This window comes from Formosa undariae (assembly GCF_042427615.1).
Taxonomy (GTDB): Bacteria; Bacteroidota; Bacteroidia; order Flavobacteriales; family Flavobacteriaceae; genus Formosa; species Formosa undariae.
Window position 1 is genome coordinate 20,980 of the sequence record NZ_JBHMEZ010000032.1, and the last position, 23,040, is coordinate 44,019.

Here is a 23,040-nt window from a genome sequence, read left to right on the forward strand (position 1 = left end):
TAAAGATTGATATGCTACATCATTTTAAAAAGTATTTGAGAACATTCTTTTCTTGTCACCTACTTTTAGCCGGTATGTTTATTTTAAACATCTCATGTAAAGACGCAAAGAAAGAAGATACGGCAGTTGTTACGAGTACCGTACCTACTAAAAAACCGAATATTCTTATTCTTTTAACCGATCAATGGCGCGCACAAGCCACAGGTTATGCTGGCGATCCGAATGTAAAAACGCCAAATCTAGATCGTTTAGCTTCAGAAAGCATCAATTTTACCAATGCCGTATCGGGCACCCCAGTTTGTACACCATTTAGAGCGGCACTACTAACAGGGCAACTACCTTTAACTACGGGTGTTTTTATGAACGATGTTCAGCTTAATCCAGATGCGCTTACTATGGCTAAGATATTTAGTGCGCATGATTATGATACGGGGTACATAGGAAAATGGCATTTAGACGGTCATGGTAGATTACAAAATGTACCACCAGGAGAAAGAAGACAAGGTTTCGAATTTTGGAATGGTAACGAGTGTACGCACGACTATAATCATTCTGTGTATTACGATAACGACAACCCTGATAGAAAAATATGGGAACGCTACGACACTTTCGATCAAACCGATGCTGCCTTACATTATATTAGCGACAGAAAAGCTATTGAAGATCCATTTCTTATGATTGTATCTTATGGTACACCACATGGTCCGTATCATACTGCTCCTAAAGAATATCGTGATCGCTTTGATCCAGAAAAAATTCAGCTTAGACAAAACGTTCCTGAAAAATCTCAAAAAAGAGCTAAAAAAGAATTGTCTGGTTACTACGCACATATTGAAGCTATAGACGATATGATTGGTAAAATCACGCAACAACTTAAAGATGATGGACAATGGGATAATACGATTATTCTATTCACTTCAGATCATGGAGATTTATTAGGATCGCACGGAGAATTAAAAAAGCAACAACCTTACGACGAATCTATTCGTGTACCTATGCTCTTAAAGCTACCTGCCGCAGCCAATTTAAAACCAAGCACCAAGAAAGTAGTGGTAAATTCTGAAGACCTATTACCTACCCTATTGGGATTAACAAATATAGAGATTCCGAACACTATTGAAGGAACAGATTTCAGTTCAATAATTAAGAATAACGAAGATTTAGATAATGCTGCACTTATAAGATCTATCCAACCTTTTGGTTCTTGGAATAAAAACCGAGGCGGAAGAGAATATAGAGGATTAAGAACACCTAGATATACATATACTCGTGATTTAAATGGGCCTTGGCTTTTATACGATAATCAAAAAGATCCGTACCAAGAAACTAATTTAATCGGGAATAAGGAGTATGCGACTATTCAATCTGAATTAGACACTAAACTTACACAACGATTAAAAACGAATAAAGATGAATTTCTGCCAGGCACGGAATACATTAAAAAATGGGGTTACACTGTAGATAAAACAGGGACTATACCTTATACGGAATAATTCCATTATAATTTTCTTTTAACAGAAACCAAAATATATTGTGTCCCTCATTAACACCTCTTGGAACGCAACCGCAAACTATTAAAATGTTTAATACATCCAAAATTATATCTCTCGCTTGTTACATTATATTCTTGGGATTCATTTCTCAGAACTTAAAAGCGCAAACAAAACCCAACGTTATCCTTATTGTAACGGACGACCAAGGTTTTGGAGATCTTGGGTATTATGGCAATCCGCATGTAAAAACACCAACCATAGATCGTTTTGCAAAAGAAAGCGTGCGATTTGATGAGTTTTTAGTATCGCCTGTATGCGCGCCAACTCGTGCTGCTTTAATGACAGGAAGATACACGCTAAGAACAGGAGTTCGTGACACCTATAGAGGTGGCGCAATAATGGCAACCGATGAAATTACTATTGCTGAAATTCTTAAAGATGCCGGTTATAAAACAGGTATGATAGGGAAATGGCATCTTGGAGACAACTACCCTTCTCGTCCGCAAGATCAAGGCTTCGATTTCACCTTAAATCATCTGTCCGGCGGATTAGGTCAAAATGGAGACTGGCCAAATGCACTAGAAGGTAATCAACGGTATTATGATCCCATTCTTTGGAAAAATGGAGAAATGGTAAAAACTAAAGGCTATTGCTCTGATGTATTTACAGATGAAGCGATCCATTTTGTTGAAGAAAACAAAGCAGATCCTTTTTTCCTATATTTATCTTTCAATGCACCACACGCCCCGCTTCAAGTACCTGACGCATATTACGACATGTACAAGGACATTGATCCTTCGAAAGGTTTTGATAATGACGACAGACCATTTCCTGTAATGAATGAACAGCTAAAAGAAAATGCTAGAAAAGTTTATGCTATGGTTTCTAATATAGACGATAACTTAAAAAGACTCTTCGAAACCTTAGATAGCATGGAAATAAGAGATAATACGTTGATTATTTTTATGACGGATAACGGTCATCAGCACGATCGTTATGCTGCAGGCATGAAAGGAAGAAAAGGTTATGTGTACGAAGGTGGTGTTCGAGTACCTAGTTTTTGGAGTCTTCCTTCTCAATTTAAAGGAAATCGCGATATTAAAACACCTACAGCACATTACGATATTTTACCTACGCTGGCAGAATTATGTAGTGCACAAATTCCTACAGATAGAGTTCTAGACGGAAAAAGTTTACTGCCTTTATTGAATAATGAAATGTCTAGCTTAGGAAATCGGACTTTTGCACGCAGTTGGGTTCGTGGCGGTCCGGAACAATACACCAATATCTCGATTAGAAAAGAACAATACAAACTGGTTGGAAATACAGAACGAAATGCAGATATTAATAGCTTTGAACTCTATAATATTATAGACGACCCATACGAACAAAAAAACATTGTATCGACTCACAACTCAGAAGCCCTACATTTAAAACAAGACATGGACATCTGGTTTAACGACATGATTTCTGAAAAGAATTTCACTAAAGATCACCCTGCAATTGTTGGAACAATACACGAGAACCCTTCTGTATTAAATATTAATGATGCTATTTTCACAGAAAACAAAGCGCAAAATCAAGATGTTGCCGGATGGGAAATAGAAGTTGCAGAAACGGGCTATTACGACATCAAAGTTCAATTATTTCAAAAAGAGATAAACACTATTAAAGTTGACTTAAAAATAGGATCTACTAAAATAACAAAAGATGTTGCATCCTTAAAAGACGGCATAATACATATGGATCACATAAAACTAGAAAAAGGTGTAGCTAGAATAACACCTTTTGTTACGGGAGAACAAGGCGCGTACATTAAACCGTTTTATGTAGAAATAGACTATCAATTTTAAAGACATGGATTCACGTTTTAAAAAGTAGTCACATTAAAAACATAGTCATCTTCTAAAATCACATAACAGATTTATTCTTCTAAAATTTAGCAGTGCCATTTCGGACTACTAAAATATCAAACAGTGTAATTAAATTATTCTAATAACACACACTACCATAAACATAAATTGATGAATGTTTAGGATATACAATCTGAATCTAATCGTATATCTCAGGCATAAAAAAAGGCACTCATTTAAAATGGTACCTTTTCAAAATTAAAAGTAAATGACCACCTAATCATTTAGATACTTTTCAATGATTTTAACTACAGGTTGAGAAAGCTGCTCATAACCTTCTTTAGTATAGTGCACATCTTTTGGTCCCGCGCCATGGTCCTTATGTATTTTCTTAGAAATCTTATTGATATCATTTACAGTCACTCCATATTTTTTCATGACTTTCTTAGCAACTTTATTATATGCTTTATCCGATTTCACGATACGTCCTAATTCACCTTCAGGAACGTAGGATGTTGTCACAAAAATAAGTTTAGCGTCTGTTTCTTTTAATCGCACGACTAAGGCCTCTAAGTTATGTTCATACTCTTCTAGTGTAAACGTTACTTTTCCATTCACTTTATCTCGATTACCCTGATTTTTAGATTCCGGATTTCTATAACACAAATCCCATAATCCCCAATTAAATTGAATGACATCCCACTTCTTGTCACCGATCCATTCATCGATCTGTTCTAAACCATAACCTGAATGTTGTGCATTTCCTTTATTATGTACTACGTTAGCTTTATCCTTTAAAGCTTTTCTTACAAAAGGTGTATACCCCAAAGAAATTGAATCTCCAATTATAAGAACATCTGGCAAAATATCGGTTGTTTTAAAAGAAGCTAACATTACAGCTAGGCAACCAATAAGAATTAATTTGTATTTCATAATAATAAATTAAAATTCATTAAAAAACTGGCAACATTTCTGTGCCAGTTTTATTTTTTTAATCTCTTACCAATTTGGATTTTGAATAAGAGCAGGGTTAGTAGTTAATTCGTTAGTTGGTAATGGTAATAAATAATCTCGACTAGCATCAAATCCATAAGCTCCCCCATTTAAATAATTAACAAAAGGATCTATAAACCCATCATTATCAACCATTAGACCAGGATACAGATCTTCAATATCTGAAGTATAAGTAGTTCCTAGAGGTCTGGTTCCTACAAACAATTTATGAGCTCTCCAACGCATTAGATCATCTAAACGATTACCTTCTCCAAACAACTCAACCACACGTTCTCTTCTAACTTCATATTGATAATCTGTTAAAGTATATCCATAATCTGGCCAATTGGGATCCTGAGTAATTGAAGCTAAATTAAGGTGAGGCATACCGACTCTATCACGTAATTTATTGATAGATATATCAACATCTGCTTGAGTTAAGATTCCCAACTCTGCTTTAGCTTCAGCAAATATTAAAAGAGCTTCAGCATAACGAAATATTATATAGCCAATGTCACTTGTTCTATGATTTTCTTGATCAGCTAAGATTTCTTTTGAACGCCATTTCTCTATAGAGTAACCAGTAGGGTTTCTTGTCATGTTAGGCGTATTAAAAGCTATATCATCACCATTTAAAGAAACATAATCTAAATCGCCTGGAGCCATTATTGTTTGTCCTAATCTAGGATCTCTATTCACTTGAATTTCGGACAAGGTAGCATCTCCAATAAAATTAGGACTTACTGATATTGGCATTCCATCAGACGCTAAGTAATTCTTAGTCATTTCTCGTGTCATACCTTGTAAGTTCGGTTGATTCCATAAAAAATTCTTAATATTGTAAGTCAAATAGTCATAATGTTTATATAACATTACCTCTGAGTGTCCATTATAATCAGTTTGAATAAAAAGGTCATAATAAGCCTCATCTGTATTTCCATCTGCAGTATACAATGAATAATTACCCGATTCAATAACATTATAAGCAGCTGCGTGAGCTTGCTCTAAAAACAGAGAACCATCTGTATCTCCTGCAAATTCAGTTCCTTCATGATATTTTTCCCATGTCCCCTCATAAAGAGCCACTCGTGCCTTAAATAAAGAAGCAATATCTCTATTTAAACGAGAATCTCCAACATCTGAAACTGTTTTCATATTAGCAATAGCCAAATCAAGATCACTTAATATAAAATTAACAACATCTGTTCTAGACTCCCTTCTTCCATATAATATATCATCATCATCGGTTTGAACAACTTTAGTTACTATCGGTAAGTCTCCAAATTGTGTTAGTAATTCAAAATAGAAATAAGCTCTAAAAAAATATCCTTCTCCTTTATAATGATCTATTAACTCTCCAGATTCGACTCTATCTACATTTTCTAAAAAATAATTTACAGATCGTATATTAGACCAGGTCCATCCTCCTCCAGTAGTTGGTAAATTACCAGTACCATCTAATCTATTTGTTGATGAAGTTCCAAACCATAATTGTGATTCACTAATTATATCGGTACCAATATCGTGAGAAGGTGCAGTCCCATCTCCTTCCCAACCGGGAAATTCACCATATAGGGTATTTAAATAAAGTTGTAAATCTCCCTCTGTTTTCCAAAAATCTTCATCAGATATCTCATCTAAAGGAGTTTTGTCTAATAAGTCATCTGAACATGAATTAAAAAACATTGATCCAATAATAATTATAACTATATAATATATTCTTTTCATTATTTTTTTTTTTAAAAGTTAACATTTAGTCCCAATGAAAACACTTGACTTAATGGGTATTGATCACCAACACGTGTTTGTCTTCCACTAAATGCTTCTGGATCGAAAATCATTAAATCTGTAAATGTCAATAAATTCTCTCCTGATAGATAAATCCTAGCTTTAGATATTTTTATTTTATCACTTACTCCTTTAGGTAATGTGAACCCAATTTGTGCATTTTTAAGCCTAACATATGCTCCATTTTGTAAATATCGAGTAGTTGGCAAACCATAATTTTTTTCATTTTGTCCTGTATATTGACTATAGGCATTAGGGAAATAACCATCAGGATTTGCTCCTAAAGGACTAGTCTCATCCCTCCAAAAATCTAAATGTTCTGTATAAACATTAGCATGCAATGGTCCATTAGCAGGTCCTCTGAAGGTACCTAATCCTCTAAGGTCTAAATCTCTTTTACCGACCCCTTGTACTAGAAAAGAAACATCAAACCCTTTATAACCAGCATTAAAGGTGAACCCGAACTGATATCTGGGAGTATTGTTTCCTATTACTTTTTTATCACCAGGATTATCTTTAGTATTATCCCCAATATCAAGAACATTATTGTTATTTTGATCCAAATACCTTACATCTCCCGGAAGCCATTCTCCTGAATACAAATAGGATTGATCTACAGTCCAATCATCTACTTCTGCAACAGACTGAAAAAGTCCAGAAGTCTCTAATCCCCATATTTCTCCTATATCCATACCCTCGTAATATGTTGTTAAAATATTGGTTGGGTTATTGTATTGTGTAATCTTACTTTTATAATCAGATAATGCCCCTGTTATACCATAATTAAAATCGCCCGAAGTATTTTGCCATGACAACTCTAACTCCCAACCTCGTGTTGTAATTTCTCCTGCATTTACTTTAGGAACTTCTGCTCCCAAAATAACAGGTAGAACTTGTCCAGGTCCTACTAAATTATTAGTTCTAGATTCATACCAATCAAACGTTAAAGCTAAACGGTTATTAAATGATTTAATATCCAAACCAAAATCCATGGTAGTTACTTTTTCCCATGTCAAGTCTACACTTGAGATATTAGGCAAACCAACAGTCCATAACGGCTCACCTCCAAACAGATAAGAAGATTGACTAACAGACATCGTTGGCACATATAAATAATTATCAACATTTTGATTTCCTATAGAACCATAAGAACCTCTTATTTTAAAAAAATCTATTTGATCTTTTAAAGGATAGAAACTCTCTTTAGAAAAGACCCAACCGGCAGAAAATGAAGGAAAAGTCCCCCATCTACTATCTGGTTCAAATCGGGAAGAACCATCTCTTCTAACATTCATTTCAAATAAATATTTTTCTTTGTAATTATAATTAAAACGTCCAAAAACACCTTGAGTACTCCAATGTCCCTTTTCATCCTCATCATTGTCACTACTGAAATTAGAAGTTACTTCCCCCACAGAAGTGCTAATAGATGGAATCAAACCTGACAATAAATAATTTGCTTGTACCATTAAATTAGAATAACTATATGTTTCATGTTGGTAACCCATCATTAAACCGAAATTATGATTTCCAAAACTTTTGTTATAATTAGTATAAATATTAGGAGACAAATAAGTATTTGTGTATAAGTTAGAATCGTATGCAGTATTTGCCTGATTAGAGTATGTAATAATAGAACCTCCTGTTCCATCTGGTACTGCTCCAGCTACGGCGCCATATGAAGATTGAACGCTATTGTCATTAGTTCTATAATTCACTTCTACATTCGTTATCCAATTTTTAATAGGTTCAAGAGTCAATCTAGGAGAAAACACTAATTGTCTGTATTTATCACTTCCTCTCCAAACTTCTTGTTCTCCAATTGTTCCAGTATAAACATCTGTTCCTGGGTAATAAAGAGGTTTTGTTGGTTTTAATCTAGTCATTTCTAAAATCGTATAAGATCTACCATATACAGGATGTGTAGGATATTCCTGCTCCTCATAATTATATTTTGTTAAAAGAGAAACTTTCATCCAAGAAGAAATTTTCGCATGAATTTTAGCATCTAAATTATATCTTTTAAAAAAATCATTACCAATCTTAAGCATACCATCTTCATCATAAAACCCTCCTGCCAAATAAAATGATATATCTTCATTACCTCCTGAAAGACTAATATTATGTTTTTTTCTATAACTATTTTTTTTAAATAAAACAGATTCCCAATCAGTAGCATCTGAAGAATTTAATCCTTGTACTCCAATATCCCAATTTAAACCATCTGCTGTAGGTAATACACCTGGAGCACTACCTGGTTCCGCCATATTTTGAGCAATCCTATTTAGGGCATCAGTATCAAAATAGCCACTACCTCCGGCATTAATACTAGAATGATTCATTGTATGAGCGAATGATAAAGCATCAGCATTTTGAGGCATATTCAATAATGATGTGATAGCAAAATTAGTAGAATAAGAAACCTTAACACCTTTACTTCCAACACCATTTTTAGTAGTAATGAGAATAACACCATATGCAGCTCTAGCACCATAAATAGCAGAAGCAGCAACATCTTTTAAAATAGAAATAGATTCAATATCATTTGGATCTATATCATTTATGTCCATTGGGATACCATCAATCAAAACAAACGGAGAGCTATCCCCCTCAAGAGACGTCAAACCTCTAATACTCATATTCATCGAAGCTCCAGGTTCCCCTGATGAGTCAGAAGTTGTGATCTGTAAATTAGGAGATGCACCTTGTAAAGCTTGCTGTACATTCGCCACTGGTCTATCTGTTAATGCTTCCTTGCCTACCACGGAAACAGCACCTGTTAAATTAACTTTTTTCTGTGTTCCGTAACCAACAATAACTACTTCATCCAAGGTTTCCGTATCTTCTTCTATTATTACATCTAAAACAGTTTCATTACCTACGATAACCTCTACGCTCTTATAACCAATATATGAGAACACTAACGTTTTCTCTCCTTCAGCTAACCGAATTTTAAATTTACCATCAAAATCGGTAACAACCCCATTTGAAGTACCTTTCTGAGAAACACTAGCACCAGGCATTGGTCCATCTTTTGAATTTAAAGTCCCTGCAATGGTTTGAGCCATCATCCCAATTGTACCCATAAAAAATAACAGGAGTAGATTGTAAAATTTCTGTTTATACTTAAATCTGTTCTTTTCTTTCATTTTTATATTGATTAAGTTAAGTTTGCCTCTTTTACATCTGGAGAAGATTAAAATCAACGAGGTTATTGTGCTTTTAATTACAAAAGGATTTATCGTAATTAAATTTTAATCAAAACTAGCAAGTCACAAATCGCTTATTATGCTAAAATTTAACAATAGACAATACTATTTCAACTTTTTTTAACAATTATTACCATAAATTAACCACAACGAAATTAAAATCAGTTTTAAGACAAACGGAGATCCAAGTTCCTCGAGATCGTATTAGTTCTTTACGCTAAAAGCATGAGTAATAGTGATATCGAAGAGCAGATCCGAGAGCTTTACGATTTTAATATATCTACTTCCACCATCTCAAGAATTACCGATAGAATCACAGAAGATGTTATTGCCTGGAGAAACAGACCGCTAGAAGCTACTTACTTAATTGTTTGGATGGATGGTATTGTCTTTAAAGTTAGAGAGAACTCTAAGGTCATTAATAAAACGATTTACATCGCTGTTGGACTCAGAACCGATGGCAAAAAAGAGGTGCTAGGATTATGGTTAGGCAAAAACGAATCTTCTGCCTATTGGATGAGTGTTTTAACCGATATTAAGGCTAGAGGAACCCAAGATATACTTATCACAGCTACCGATAATTTAAATGGATTTACAGATACTATTAAAACCATTTTTCCGAACTCAACGACACAAATATGTGTTGTACACCAAATAAGAAACTCGTGTCGCTACGTGGTCTGGAAGGACAAAAAGGAATTTACTCGTGATATGAAGCAAATCTATACAGCCCCAACAAAAGAGGCTGCTAAAGCTGCTTTAAAAGACTTTAAAATTAAATGGGACTCCAAATATTCTTATGCTATTAAAAGTTGGGAAAATAATTGGGATGAGCTTACAGTATTCTTTGATTTTCCAATTGAAATAAGAACTATAATTTACACAACTAACCTAATAGAAAATCTAAATGGAAAAATTAGAAAATACACCAAAAACAAGCTCTCTTTTCCAACAGATGATGCTGTAATGAAATCTGTATTTTTAGCACTTAGAGAAAGCACTAAAAAATGGACGATGCCCATCAGAAACTGGGGAGTTATACTAAATCAATTTTTAGCTATATTTGAAAACAGGATTAAACTATAAATAATTTAACCCTGAAATTTTGAACTTACACACTTTCTAGGATAGTGTCTTTTATCTACAATGATGTACTATTTTTCTAATATGTTTATGTCAAATTCTGTATTACTTATACTCATTTCGTTTATGTCTTAAAATCGTTTGAATCCTTAATTACAAACGTTTTGCATCATGCTTTTATCAAAAACATTCAGCTATCAAATCGACTTCTTTTTAGTCACATCTAAAACAAGCTTAGCAGATTTCAGCCCGTTTGTTTTTGCACTTAATTCAATTGTACCAACATCGGTTGTGGTACGTAGCACAACAAGACACGTTCCATTAGTCGTGCTCCTACTATTGCCTTGCCAAGATTCGTCGGAAAAAACATCTGAATTAGCAACTCCGGCTATACTCGCCGGTCCATTTACACTAAATTGTATTAATTGATTTTCAGGAACAATATGTCCTGCTTTATCTCTTAAACTCACCTGAATATAAACCAGGTCTGCCCCATCTGCGTTTAATTCAGTTTTATTAGGCGACAGTTTAATTAGAGCAGGCTTACTCGCAGTGACAAGTGTATCCCTAACCACAATCTTATTGTTTCTTTTCCCTATTGCAATTAGTTCTCCTTCTTTATGATTAACATCCCAATACAACACAGGTTCCTCACCTTGCGCAAGTGTTTTACTTCCCAAAGATTTTCCATTTAATAGCAATTCAACCTCATCACAATTTGTAATCGTCTGAATTTCTAGGAGATCATCTGCACTAAAGTTCCAATGATTTAACATCGGATACCAACTCCATCGTTTGTTATCGTAATGGTTTTCCCAGGCTTTATATTTTAAGGTATCTGGCTCTTTTACCAAAAGTTTTAGTTTCGGATCTTCACTATACAACGCCTGATAAATATGACCAATAGGTGTCATTTGCTCGTCCATTCCATAAAAAGAGCGTTCCCAACTTTTATTTGGCCAAACCGACTCCCCTAAATAAGACGACGCTGCCCAATAATAATGTCCAACTACATACGATTTATCAAATTCTAACATCGAAATTTTACGATTTCCAAAGTCAAGATTTGTTGCCGTTTCCGAGGCTATAAATAGCATTTGCGGATACTTTTCATGGTCGATATCGAAAAAATTACCGGTATAATTCCAACTCACCACATCCATATTAAAAGCCATCGCAGGTGGCAAAGTCTTCATAAATTCATCGTGATTATCCCAATTATTCCATTCCAAATTATCATCTTTTCGTCCTGGAAAAAGCGCTGCAGTAACTTTCCTGCTAGGATCTAACTCATGCACATACGCCACCAATTCTTTTAAAACATCGGCTCCTTGATACGCGCCATCTGCTTCAGTTTCAAATTTCTTATCGAACATTTTACGCTGCTTAGACACTTCATTTCCTACACTCCAAAGATAAATTGAAGGATGATTTCGATCTCTTTTTATAAAACGTTCCATATCCGTCTTCCAAACATCGCGAAAAGCGACTTCACCACCATAATACTGAGAGGTCCATTTGTCGTAAGATTCCGAAATCACAAGAATTCCCATCTCGTCGCAAAGCTCGAGTAAAACCCTAGCATGCGGATTATGACTTAACCGAATGGAATTAGACCCCATATCTTTTAATTGTTGTAAGCGGTATCGATACCCTTCCTTTAACGCTACAGCACCTAAACAACCTAAATCGTGATGAAAATTTCCACCCTGAGCAAATACCTTATTTCCGTTTAACAGTAATCCGCGATCTGGAACAAACTCGATATCTCGGATTCCAAAACGCGTGTTATAATCCCCCTGAATCTCTCCATTAAAATGTATCTTGGTTTTTGCATAATAAAGGTTTGGCGTCTCGGTATCCCATAGTTCAGGATTGGAAATTTGAAATTCCTGATGAAATTTATGCGTCTTAAAAAACTGCAGATACACCACACTTGTTTTTGAAGCCACCACCACACCACTTGGGTTATATATTTGTGTTTCTAGCGTAATTTCACCGTCCTTTCCTGCTTCATTAATTATCTCTGTTTCTAATGTTACTTTCGCTTTCTCTTTGCTAACGAATGGTGTCGTTACATATGTTCCATGGTTAGCCACATATACAGGGTTCTCAATTCTTAACCAAACATCTCTATAGATCCCTTCCCCCGTGTACCAACGGGAAGTTCTTTTTTTTCGATTATCGTAGTGCACCACTATAACATTCTCCTGCCCTACCTGTACATAAGGCGTTAAATCGTATTCAAACCCTAGATAACCGTTTAAGTTTCGCCCCAAAAGTTCGCCATTAATCCAAACTTTAGAGTCTCTATAGACGCCTTCAAAATTGATAAACACCTTTTTACCTTTATCCTGCTCAGAAAGCATAAATGATTTGCGATACCACCCCTGCTGAAAAGGCAAATAGCCATTACCAGAAGTAGAGTTTTTTTTATCAAATTCACCTTTAATACTAGCATCATGTGGCACGTTTACAATGCTCCAATTCTTGTCGTTAAAATCGGGAGCTTCTGCACCTTCTTGCTCATGTAACGCAAATTTCCAGTCGGCATTAAAAAGCTGTCTACTTTGACTATAAGCCGTATTAAGCATGCAAAACACAAATAGAAATGCACATAAATAGATCTTTTTCATGTCTTTAATTTTAAAGGTTTGAGTTAATTATTAGTGTTTGTTTTTTCGGACAACAGTAGAATGTAATTGCTGAATTTTCCATGTATTATTTTCTTTTTTAGCAATCGCACTTTCTAGCCAATGTGCCGTTCTAATCGTGTCCTTTTCTTTTACGAAAAACGCATAATTATCGTAAGCTACCCAAATCATATTTTGGCTATGTTCAGATTTTAAATACTCAAAACTATTTAACCTTTGAACATTTTGTTTACTAGCCTGCTTTCTTCGAATAAAACTGCGGATTGAATCGTTATTCCATAACACACCATTTTCTAAAAGCACAAAATCGGTTGTATAATATTTAGATACAGTTGTAGAATCGAAATCTGAAAATATATCTTGAAATGAATCTGAAACCAGACTTTTCACAGAATCAATATCTGCTTGTTTTTGACTCTCTGTGAGTTCAATATTTTTTGTAGGCTCAGGTTTTACCGTGTTTTCACAAGAGTAAGCTAAGCAAATACTTAATAGCATAATAATTTTTTTCATTTTCTATAATTTTTTAAATGACTGACGAAAAACACTTTTAATTCATCCAACACGAACAAGACAGCATAAATTAAAACATTAAAGTCCGTTAAATAAAGAAATTATCTAACGGACTTTAATCACATACGGTTATAATAAATAAAAAGTATAACACCTCATTCTACAATTAGTTTTACTTGTTATAAAAAACAAGTCTATACACGGAGAAAAGGACGTTTTATTATTTAATCATATCCTATTCTTCCAATCCTTGTCTCGTTACAATTGGCACATAACCTGCTTCCATTCCTACTGGAGGCGTTACGATTAGAGCGGGGTCTATATTAGCCAACGCTCCAACTTTTGGTGTCGGAATATACGCTTTGTCTTTTGTCCATTCGCGATGTAATTTTACAACACGCTTTTGTAATTCTTCGCGTTCGGCAGTTGTTAAATCGGCATTCAATAATGCAGGCTGATCCACAAAACGATACCAGTAATACGTTACAGTACTACCATCACCAATTTTAGTTTTAAAAGGGCCCGCAACAGGTCCTGGCGTTTTCCAACTACTTATCGTTTCTTCTGGTGTAAGATAAGGTTCCGATGGTGCATCTGTCGATGCAAAATTAAGTTTATCTAATCCAGATTCTGAAGGCACATCTTTGGCTTGTAATGCTACCCAATACGGTTTACCGTTCGTCCGTTTTTCTAATTTATAATATTCAGGAAGCGCCATTAGTGGTCCGTTTTTTGTTTCCATGCGCTTCACTACTTTCTCGTCCCACTTATAACCAAAAGTCGTTGAATCTAAGGCAATGGGAGTCGCTATGGATTTCCAATCGATTGGCCATCTTTGCTCTTTTGGAGTATTTAAAGGATAAATTTTCCAACTAGATCCTGCAGTTCCTTTAAAGGTATGCACTACCGCTCCTTTGGTATCGATAGTTCCGCTTGCAACAGGACCATCTTTATCTAACCATAATTTTACAGCATCCCAAAGCGCACTCTTTTTATATGCAGTAACTTGGTGCATAAGCATCGATTCCCCATTAGTATCACTCGGAAAAGATGTAGGAGCAACTCTAGCATATACATCTCCATTACGATCTGTGTATTGTACACTCGGAATATGTTGCGTTTCCATTTGGATGGGCTTATTTGGCTTTCCCGGACGTGTATCCAGAAACATACCTGCCAATTCCGGCTCTTCTACGATAGGTTTAGAGAAAAAATAAGGTGTAAAAAATGCAACTGGTCCTTTAAAATTTTCAGTGTTTAAAAATAAAGTCCACGAATTATCTCCTGTAGGCACATTTTTTCCAGCCGTAGTCGATTTTGCTTTAATTAATGGAAGCGGCAAATACCCATAACCAAATAATTCTCCATTAGTTCCTTGTTTAAGATTCAGACCATCTGGAGGCCACAATACCCAAGGACTAAGCTGAGCTACCCCATACTTACCGTTTGGCTTATCCCAGTTTCTTCCTTTCCCTGCACCTGGCCCATTGGCCCAAGCACTGAAGTTTAAGGCTACTCCTCCCATAATAAACTTTGGGGTTTCAGTAGCAAATCTCGTATCTCTCCACCAGCCTAATCCGCCCTCGATGTCGTTATACAACTTTCTATCTGGCTTTGTTACACCATTATAATCTGGATGCATCCAAGTTCCTAAAAGTCCTGTTTGAAAACTATTACCTGGATAATCTTTAACTAAAGGCCATGCCGCAATGTACGTAGAGAAGCCTGCATCATAAGATTCCGGAACTTTATTAATTCCGATCATGAGATACCCATTCATAGAGCCTTTTTTAGTTCCTTCTAGACCGTCTTGTACTTGCGAATAAGAATGGCTCACACTAAAAACAGATAAGGCCAAGACAAGCCCTTTTATAACTTGAGCTTTCCAGTACTTTTTAATATTTTTTTGCTTTACCATATGCTAATTCCTTTATGTTTTTAATGATTAAAGTGTCTGCTTTATAAAGAAACATACTGTATTCACTTTACAAAACAGACCTTTAATTACTTTAAGCTTACTTACTATTTATTCTACAATCAGTTTCGCTCGCATTACAGCAGAGTGTCCTGGGAACGTACATACGATCCAGTATTCTCCTGGTGTTTCTGGCATAGTCACATAAATTGTTTCTGTACTAATAGGTTTTAAAATTCCGGTATGAAATAGTACCAAATCGGTATCTGGAACGTAGTTATAATCGGCCCCCTCTAAACCTAGAGACAATGCTAATTTCCCAACTTCGTCTACAGATTTAACACCTTTTTCGGTGATAACAAGATTGTGAAGCATATCGTCGTTATTATTAAACGTTAACGCCACTTTACTTCCTCTTTTTATACGCACCTCTTCAACATCATATTTTAAACCTGGCTTGGTACCAATATCTAATTTCTCGTCTATTTTATTGTTCCAAGATTCAGGCATTTTATTTGTACGTTTTGGCTGCACAACTTTTTTATCTGATTTTGAAACCATAGTCATCGATGGAGAATTTAACTTCCCTCCCGGCACTTCATTCAACGTATAATATCCTGTATTGTGTAATAATAAATCTCCAGATGTAGATTTAAGCGTTGGAATTTCTATTTGATGAATATACCCCAAACGCATACCATGTATTTTAAGTCTTACGGTTAGACCGTCTTCTGAAACAATAGCTTCATGAATCATAGCCGTTTGTCTATCTACAATATCACTACCGTATTCATGGTTGTAATTGTAAGTAAAAGTATTCAGCTTATACATGGCAAGATCTGCCGCTAATTTTTTGTTAACCGGTTTAGTAAATTCAAGAATAAATCCATCGTCTTGAGCTTTCATCGTTTTAATTTCAAAAGGTGTTTTACCTGTCCATTTTAAACGTTGTAAACCAAACGTTTTTTTACCTGTAGACGCCCAACCTCTACTTGTCATTCCTACAAACATACTTGAATCGCTTCCCCAGATTAATCTTAAAACTCCTGAAGAGAATCCTTCTCTAAAAGCAAAAGCAGCACCTTGATACACACCATTTACTTTTTCCATAAACACACGTGTTATTTTACTGTGTCCTTGATCTCCAATTAGCATTTGCCCATCGAAAGGACCAAATTTATTACCTGTAGTTTCGTATAAAATATCTGACGTTGCGATACCCAATATGGTATGAGGGAACCAAATCGCTGGCGCTTTTAAAGCCGGAATTTTTTTAGAATACTCGTAAAGAGAAAGTCCTAAACTTTCGTCTATAACATCTTGTTTCAGATCTATTGGTGAAAGCGGATCTGAAGACCATCTTAAGCCTTCTGGATTTCCTGCAAAATCTCCTTTTTCTAAATGTGTCATTCTACCAGAACCTACCCAGTCTCCTTGGTTTTCTGTATAAAACACATCGCCATCTTTATTAATATTGAAACCAGAAGGTGAACGTAAACCTGTTGCAATAGGCTCCATTTCTCCTTCAGGTGTGATTTTTAACATCCAACCTCTCCATTTTACTAAACTCGCTCCGTGATTTACCCATGATAAATTTAAGGTAACCAACATATCGCCATTCTCTGTAAACTTCGGACCATAAGCATAATCGTGATAGTTTCCAGATAAGGGCCAAGAATAAATGGTTCTGTACTCGTCTGCTTTCCCATCGCCATCGTGATCGAATAACCGCGACAATTCACCTCTTTGAGTCAGGTAAAAACTATTATCTCTATATTTAACTCCTAACGCTTCATGTAAGCCGTGAGCAAAACGTGAATATTCTGGTTTTTGGCTATATGGTTTATCGATAACCCACAGTTCTCCTCTTCTTGTGGTTACACCTAATTTATCGTCGTCTGTAAATGTTAAACCACCTACTTCCAACTCGACACCTTTAGGAATAGGCACATCTACGATTTCATAATATACAGCTTCCTTTTTAGCCATGTCTGATGGCGCTTGAGCTGACAGATAAGAAGTAAAAATTATAAAAACTAGTACTATTGGCATTTTTATTTTATACATATTCATCCTTTTATTTACCAAATAATATTATACGTTACACTCTGATTTCCTGCGCTTAGTTCTACAACTAATTCGTCCCTACCATTTACATTTCTAATCACTGGTGTTGTACCATTTTTATCAGAAAAATCTATAAAATAGTTTTCGTTTTTAATTAGATAAGAACCATCAGGTAGTTTTTTAATTTCGTCACCATCCGCAATTTTAAACCAAATAGGCTCACTTCCTGTAATAGTGATTTGTCTGTTAAGACCTCTAACTCCTTCTACAGGAACTATTTTATTTTCGATAGTCGTTTTATTCATTTTAAATGTAAATGAAGGCATACCCGATGTATCGAATTTATATCCAATTTGTTTTTGAACGACTTGCGCTGGAATAGTATCTGGCCAAACGGCTTTCTCGTTTTCTAAAAAAGCGAATTCTGGACCGCCATTAAATGAAATATTAAAATCATTTGGTACACCCAATTGATCCATTCCTCTAACATACCACATTGGTGTTGCATCTAATAACACGCCATCCCACGCTTTTAATAACGAACCTGATTCTAAATCGAATGCATAATTAACATTTTCTAAAGTTCCCACAGAAACGACATGCGTGCGTTTTACACCATTATGCATAAAGTAACTACGTTGTGCAATCACCTCATCTTCTACCTCTACGAAAATGTCGTTTTTAGGATTTCTTATTCTTGGCATGTACGATTGCTTAGCTGTCAGGCTATGCTTTTCCATATTCGGACCTTCTACATAAAGTCCTAATCCGATATAATATCTGCTAATCTTATTGTAAATTAACTTAAAAGGCACTTGTCCTTTTTGAAGTGATACGGTTGCAAATCGAGATGGCTTTTCTAGTTCATAATTTACAATAGTGTCTTTATTGACAATTAAAATACCAGCTGCACTAAGAAATTCCATATCGAAGGTATAATCTCCTGCAGTTGGAATTTCTAAATTACCTGTGTAAACTAGAATTTTTGATGCTCTTTTCCCCGTCGCCATTTGCGCCGAAATAGAATCTGTTTTTACCGTACGTAAAGGTGTTATCGTATCGAAACTTGGAAGTGTTTCTACACCACCATCGTACTCAATCATTTCTACATTAGCTAAGGTTACGCGATCTGATCCGTATAATTTATACTTGATATTTTTTAAAGCAACCGGTCCGTGATCCCCTTGAATCATTAAAGGTCCAGAAGGCACTTCCTCATGAAGTTTTGTTCCTCTTGTATAGCCAGTAACTTCTACATTTTCATGGATTAACTGACCATTAAGCCAAACTTCCTTAAATTCTGCATTTTTAATCTTTTCTCCTGCCTCATTAAATCTAGGAGCATGGAAAAGGATTTTTAAATGTTGCCATAATCCAGGAGATTTAGCTGCGTTTATTTTAGGCGCATGACCTTCGTATCCTTTTTCTTCTTTAGTATCGTCCCATCTCTGGTAAATACCGCCCATATCTGAAAAAGCAACATCTTTTACGCCCCAACTATCAAAAAGTTGTACTTCGTATCTACCTTGAAAATAAATTCCAGAGTTCGATTCTAAAGGCATCATCACATCGATCTCTAATTCGATATCACCATGTTCAAAATTTGTAAAAAGATTTCCTCTTGATTTTGGAGCAGGATTACTAACTAATACTCCTGTTCCTGGCGTACTTGTAAGTGTTGTTTTCTGACTTCTGTCTACGTAAGCATCTCCTACAATTTGCCAGTTAGAACTAGGCTCTTTAAACGCCGACATGTCTTCCAAGCTAACGGTTTTAAAAGGCAAGTATGTTAATGGCTCTTCTACAGTTTTTACACTTTCAGCCTTTGGTTCTTTGTTTTTTTCTGTACATCCAACAAATACAAGTTGCATTAATACAATAAAAAGAAATACTGTTTTCTTCATAAATTTAATTTTAGTTCAATCTTATTATCAATAAAAAATTTAAAGGTTAATCTTAATTAGTACGCTATTTTAGTAATCAAATTATGTTCTTTTTTGTAAATACTTTAAGTAAAATTAAAAGTTATATCCAGTCCCTTAAATTAATAAACAGCTTAAATCCCATTCTTAACAAGCAGCTTTACAAAACTAATAATACTGACGTCTTTTACTAATACTCATTAAAAAATTGAAACCCTGAAATCGATTAGTCATGAATGCTTTAGTTTTAAGATAGAGCGCCATGAGTACACAACTTCAGGGTAACAAACATGTGGTTTAATTACGGGGTATTAAAAAATATTATTTTATTTCCTTAATCATTAATTTCCCCATTTTATGTCCTAACCAAATATTGGATTCCGAATTAAAATGAGTGTTATCCTTTAACGTTTCTAACTTATCTGTATTAATAATGCGTACATTTTTATCGGCTTTTGCTACACGATCTTGCGCGGCCTGAACCACTTCTGTATAATCGAAAACCCAAGGTGTTTCTCTTAAAAGTCCTATTGAAATACGTCCCATTACAATTGGTAAATCAGGTTTATCCATTTGCAACCTTACATCTTTATAAAGTACTTTTAAATTGTCTTCATAAGCATTTGCCCATTCTAGAGTTTCTGCATCCGACTCGCCTTGCATCCATAACATACCACAAATTTCGTAAGGAATGTTTTGTTTGTCTAAATCTGCAAGTCCATTATTAATATTTCTAAGGAATGCTTTATACATATTTTGCTCTGGAAGCCAATGTTTCCATAACTTAGTACCTCCGCCAGAGGTTTTTACTATAGCAATAGTATGATTTGGAAATTTTTTAGCTAAAAGATGCGTGAATGCCACCTCAGGACCGAATTTATATTTTCTTCTTTCAGAGAAAGAATCGGTACGTAGGGTTACCCACTTTTTTTCCTTATTATCCCAAATCATGCTGTTTTCGGGAGCAACAAGGTACTCTTCAGGAAGCTCTTCCCCTTTACCAGTACCATCCATATTAGATTGCCCACCTAAAATAAACACTTTAACAGGCAAGTCTTTTTCTTGACTTTGACTAGGCAAAGCAATTAAGAACACGACCAATAAACAGAATAAAGTTTTTCTAAATTTCATAACTATATCTAGCCTAGTTTAATTTAACATCCACAACAGTGGTATCATTATACTTCTTCTGTAAGTCTAATAATTCGGTATATAACGTTTGTGTAATTTCGTCATATCCATCTTTACCATATAAATTATCTACTTCTCCTGGATCTGCATCTAAATCGTATAATTCCCATTGGTCGATATTGTTATAAAAATGAATCAACTTATGCTTATCTGTTCTTACACCATAATGTCTTTTAACAGCATGAGGTCCTGGATATTCGTAATAATGATAATACACAGATTTTCTCCATTCGTCGTTATCAGCCTTATCGTCTAATATAGGTAGTAATGATTTCCCTTGCATATCTGAAGGAATCTCTACACCCGCTAGATCTAAAAATGTAGGTGCATAATCTATATTCTGAACCAATTCTGTAACTGTACCTTTTTTAATTCTAGAAGGTAATTTCATTAATAACGGTGTACGGAAAGATTCTTCATACATAAAACGCTTATCGAACCAACCATGTTCTCCTAAATAAAATCCTTGATCTGAAGTGTATACTACAAGTGTATTTTCGTCAAGGCTATTTTCTTCTAGGAAGTCTAAAATTTCTCCGACACTATCATCTACAGAATCGATACATCTTAAATAATCTTCTAAATAACGCTGGTAACTCCATTCCAATAATTCTTTACCTGTTAACTTAGCCTCTTTATAATATGCTATTTCTTCTGCATAAGCCGCATCCCATGCTTCTCTTTGTTCTGGTGTTAATCTAGCAATTTGAGCTTCGAAATACTTACGTAAAGGTCCGTCGATTTCACCTTCCTTATCCAACATTTTTAAATCGTTTACTGGACAGAAATTCTTCATGTGCATTCTTTGTTGAGCTGCAGCCGTTCTACCTTCGTAATCGTCGTAAAAATTATCTGGAATTGGAAATTTAACATCGTTATACTTATCTAGGTATTTGATCTCTGGCATCCAACATCTATGTGGTGCTTTATGATGCATAATAAGCGCAAAAGGTTTTGTTGTATCTCTTTCCTTTAACCAATCTAAACTATACTCAGTAATTAAAGATGTTACATAACCCTCTTTTCTAGACTTCTCACCCATTTCATTAAAATCTGGGTTGTAGTAATCTCCTTGATCTGGTAATACATTCCAGTAATCGAAACCAGTTGGCTCACTACCTAAGTGCCATTTTCCGATTAAAGCCGTTTCGTAACCTGCAGTTCTTAGCAATTTTGGAAATGTTTGCTGACTTCCATCAAATTTAAGACCATTGATACGTTGTCCATTTTCATGAGAAAATTTACCTGTAAGCATTACAGCTCTACTCGGCGAACATATTGAGTTAGTTACAAAACTCTTTGTAAACTTCACCCCTTCATTCGCAATTCTATCTATGTTAGGTGTTTGATTTAACGCCCCATTATAAGCACTAATAGCCTGGTAACCATGATCGTCTGTCATGATATAAATAATATTAGGTTGCTTAGCTTCAACCACTTCTTTTTCTTTAACAGTCTCTTTACATGATGTAAAACAAGAACCGACTAAGAAAAAACTAAAAATATATAAGAGATTTTTTTTATTCATAATGTAGTAATTATGTATTGTATTGATTTAGAATAATTGATATCGAACTCCTTTAATTTATAGTTCTTTTAACTTGATATTTTTAAACCATATTTTACTACCATGATCTTGTAAACCAATAAATCCAGTTTTAGATTTCCCGTAAGCTGGGTAGTTTTTCCATTTTCTTTTTTGAATATTTTCATTCCAAGCCGCATCCCCAGAAATAAATTCTACAATCTTTTTACCATTTAAGTAATGTGTAACTTTACCATGATCGAATACAATTCTTGTTGTATTCCAAGTGTTTATTGGGTTTAATTGTTTTTGAGATTCGTCTGCTGGTGTCATTGCATAATCTGCTCCAGTAGAGTTATAAGGTGTTACGCCTCCAGGAAAACCTAAATCATCTATAATTTGATATTCTGGACCTGAATAATATGTTGCTGCAAGAGAAGGATCTTCGTTAATGTGATATAAAACACCACTATTGCCTTCTGGCTCTAATTTCCACTCTAATTTAAGATCGAAATTTTCGTACTTTTCTGTAGTTACAATATCACCTAATTTTTCAGAACCTGCACCTTCAGTCATTAATGTTCCATCTATAACTTTCCAAGAAGCTGGCATATCATCTGCTTGATAACCTCTCCAACCATCGGTTGTTGTTCCATCAAATAACAATTTCCATCCGTCTGTTTTTTCTGCATCTGTTAAAACGTTATCCTGAGGCGCAGTATCTCCGCAACCTACAAGAGATATAAACGAGGACGCTACAAGAAGCAAGAGACTACTTTTCTTTACTAAATTTTTCATTTTGTTCTGTTTTATTTTGGTTTGGTTTTTTTATAG

Annotated in this window: 13 protein-coding genes and 1 pseudogene; 3 read left to right on the plus strand and 11 right to left on the minus strand. The window is 34.9% G+C overall.

Annotation, left to right across the window (positions count from 1 at the left end; all coding sequences use genetic code 11):
* The first annotated feature begins 11 nt into the window (after nucleotides 1–11).
* Both ACFFVB_RS17120 and ACFFVB_RS17125 read left to right on the plus strand, forming a co-directional pair.
* A complete protein-coding gene (locus tag ACFFVB_RS17120; RefSeq protein ID WP_382384452.1) occupies nucleotides 12–1,493 on the plus strand; it encodes a sulfatase family protein in 1,482 nt (493 codons plus the stop codon).
* 134 nt (nucleotides 1,494–1,627) lie between these two features.
* The gene (locus tag ACFFVB_RS17125) at nucleotides 1,628–3,346 is read left to right on the plus strand and encodes an arylsulfatase (protein WP_382384453.1); all 1,719 of its coding nucleotides are present in this window, start codon (nucleotides 1,628–1,630) and stop codon (nucleotides 3,344–3,346) included.
* Nucleotides 3,347–3,622: 276 nt separating this feature from the next.
* On the opposite strand, the gene ACFFVB_RS17130 is transcribed toward ACFFVB_RS17125, so the two are convergent.
* The 3 genes from ACFFVB_RS17130 to ACFFVB_RS17140 all read right to left on the minus strand — a co-directional run bounded on the left by ACFFVB_RS17130 (nucleotide 3,623) and on the right by ACFFVB_RS17140 (nucleotide 9,276).
* A complete protein-coding gene (locus ACFFVB_RS17130) occupies nucleotides 3,623–4,279 on the minus strand; it encodes an SGNH/GDSL hydrolase family protein (protein ID WP_382384454.1) in 657 nt (218 codons plus the stop codon).
* A gap of 66 nt (nucleotides 4,280–4,345) precedes the next feature.
* Nucleotides 4,346–6,067: a RagB/SusD family nutrient uptake outer membrane protein gene (locus ACFFVB_RS17135; RefSeq protein ID WP_382384455.1), complete on the minus strand. Its 1,722-nt coding sequence runs from the start codon at nucleotides 6,065–6,067 to the stop codon at nucleotides 4,346–4,348.
* Nucleotides 6,068–6,078: 11 nt separating this feature from the next.
* Complete coding sequence (locus ACFFVB_RS17140; RefSeq protein ID WP_382384456.1) at nucleotides 6,079–9,276, minus strand: SusC/RagA family TonB-linked outer membrane protein; 3,198 nt, start codon at nucleotides 9,274–9,276, stop codon at nucleotides 6,079–6,081.
* A 258-nt stretch (nucleotides 9,277–9,534) separates the two neighbouring features.
* Between ACFFVB_RS17140 and ACFFVB_RS17145 the strand changes: the two are divergent.
* Nucleotides 9,535–10,422 (plus strand): annotated as a pseudogene (locus ACFFVB_RS17145) (IS256 family transposase); the annotation flags it as partial.
* Between the two features lie 194 nt (nucleotides 10,423–10,616).
* Here the strand turns inward: ACFFVB_RS17145 and ACFFVB_RS17150 are convergent.
* From ACFFVB_RS17150 to ACFFVB_RS17185, 8 genes are all read right to left on the minus strand, one after another.
* Entirely contained in the window at nucleotides 10,617–13,055 is a 2,439-nt protein-coding gene (locus ACFFVB_RS17150) for a glycoside hydrolase family 2 TIM barrel-domain containing protein (protein WP_382384457.1), read from the minus strand.
* A gap of 30 nt (nucleotides 13,056–13,085) precedes the next feature.
* The gene (locus tag ACFFVB_RS17155; protein WP_083415661.1) at nucleotides 13,086–13,586 is read right to left on the minus strand and encodes a hypothetical protein; all 501 of its coding nucleotides are present in this window, start codon (nucleotides 13,584–13,586) and stop codon (nucleotides 13,086–13,088) included.
* Nucleotides 13,587–13,821: 235 nt separating this feature from the next.
* Nucleotides 13,822–15,504: a hypothetical protein gene (locus ACFFVB_RS17160; RefSeq protein ID WP_382384458.1), complete on the minus strand. Its 1,683-nt coding sequence runs from the start codon at nucleotides 15,502–15,504 to the stop codon at nucleotides 13,822–13,824.
* 108 nt (nucleotides 15,505–15,612) lie between these two features.
* The gene (locus tag ACFFVB_RS17165; RefSeq protein ID WP_382384459.1) at nucleotides 15,613–17,568 is read right to left on the minus strand and encodes a plastocyanin/azurin family copper-binding protein; all 1,956 of its coding nucleotides are present in this window, start codon (nucleotides 17,566–17,568) and stop codon (nucleotides 15,613–15,615) included.
* A gap of 14 nt (nucleotides 17,569–17,582) precedes the next feature.
* Nucleotides 17,583–19,472 (minus strand): 3-keto-disaccharide hydrolase, encoded by a 1,890-nt coding sequence (locus ACFFVB_RS17170; protein WP_382384460.1) that lies wholly within the window; start codon nucleotides 19,470–19,472, stop codon nucleotides 17,583–17,585.
* Nucleotides 19,473–19,811: 339 nt separating this feature from the next.
* Entirely contained in the window at nucleotides 19,812–20,621 is an 810-nt protein-coding gene (locus ACFFVB_RS17175; RefSeq protein ID WP_382384461.1) for a sialate O-acetylesterase, read from the minus strand.
* Nucleotides 20,622–20,634: 13 nt separating this feature from the next.
* Nucleotides 20,635–22,209 (minus strand): sulfatase family protein, encoded by a 1,575-nt coding sequence (locus ACFFVB_RS17180; RefSeq protein ID WP_382384462.1) that lies wholly within the window; start codon nucleotides 22,207–22,209, stop codon nucleotides 20,635–20,637.
* 57 nt (nucleotides 22,210–22,266) lie between these two features.
* Nucleotides 22,267–23,004 carry a 3-keto-disaccharide hydrolase gene (locus ACFFVB_RS17185; protein ID WP_382384463.1) on the minus strand — a complete coding sequence of 246 codons (738 nt, stop codon included), beginning with the start codon at nucleotides 23,002–23,004 and terminating at the stop codon, nucleotides 22,267–22,269.
* Nucleotides 23,005–23,040 lie beyond the last annotated feature (36 nt).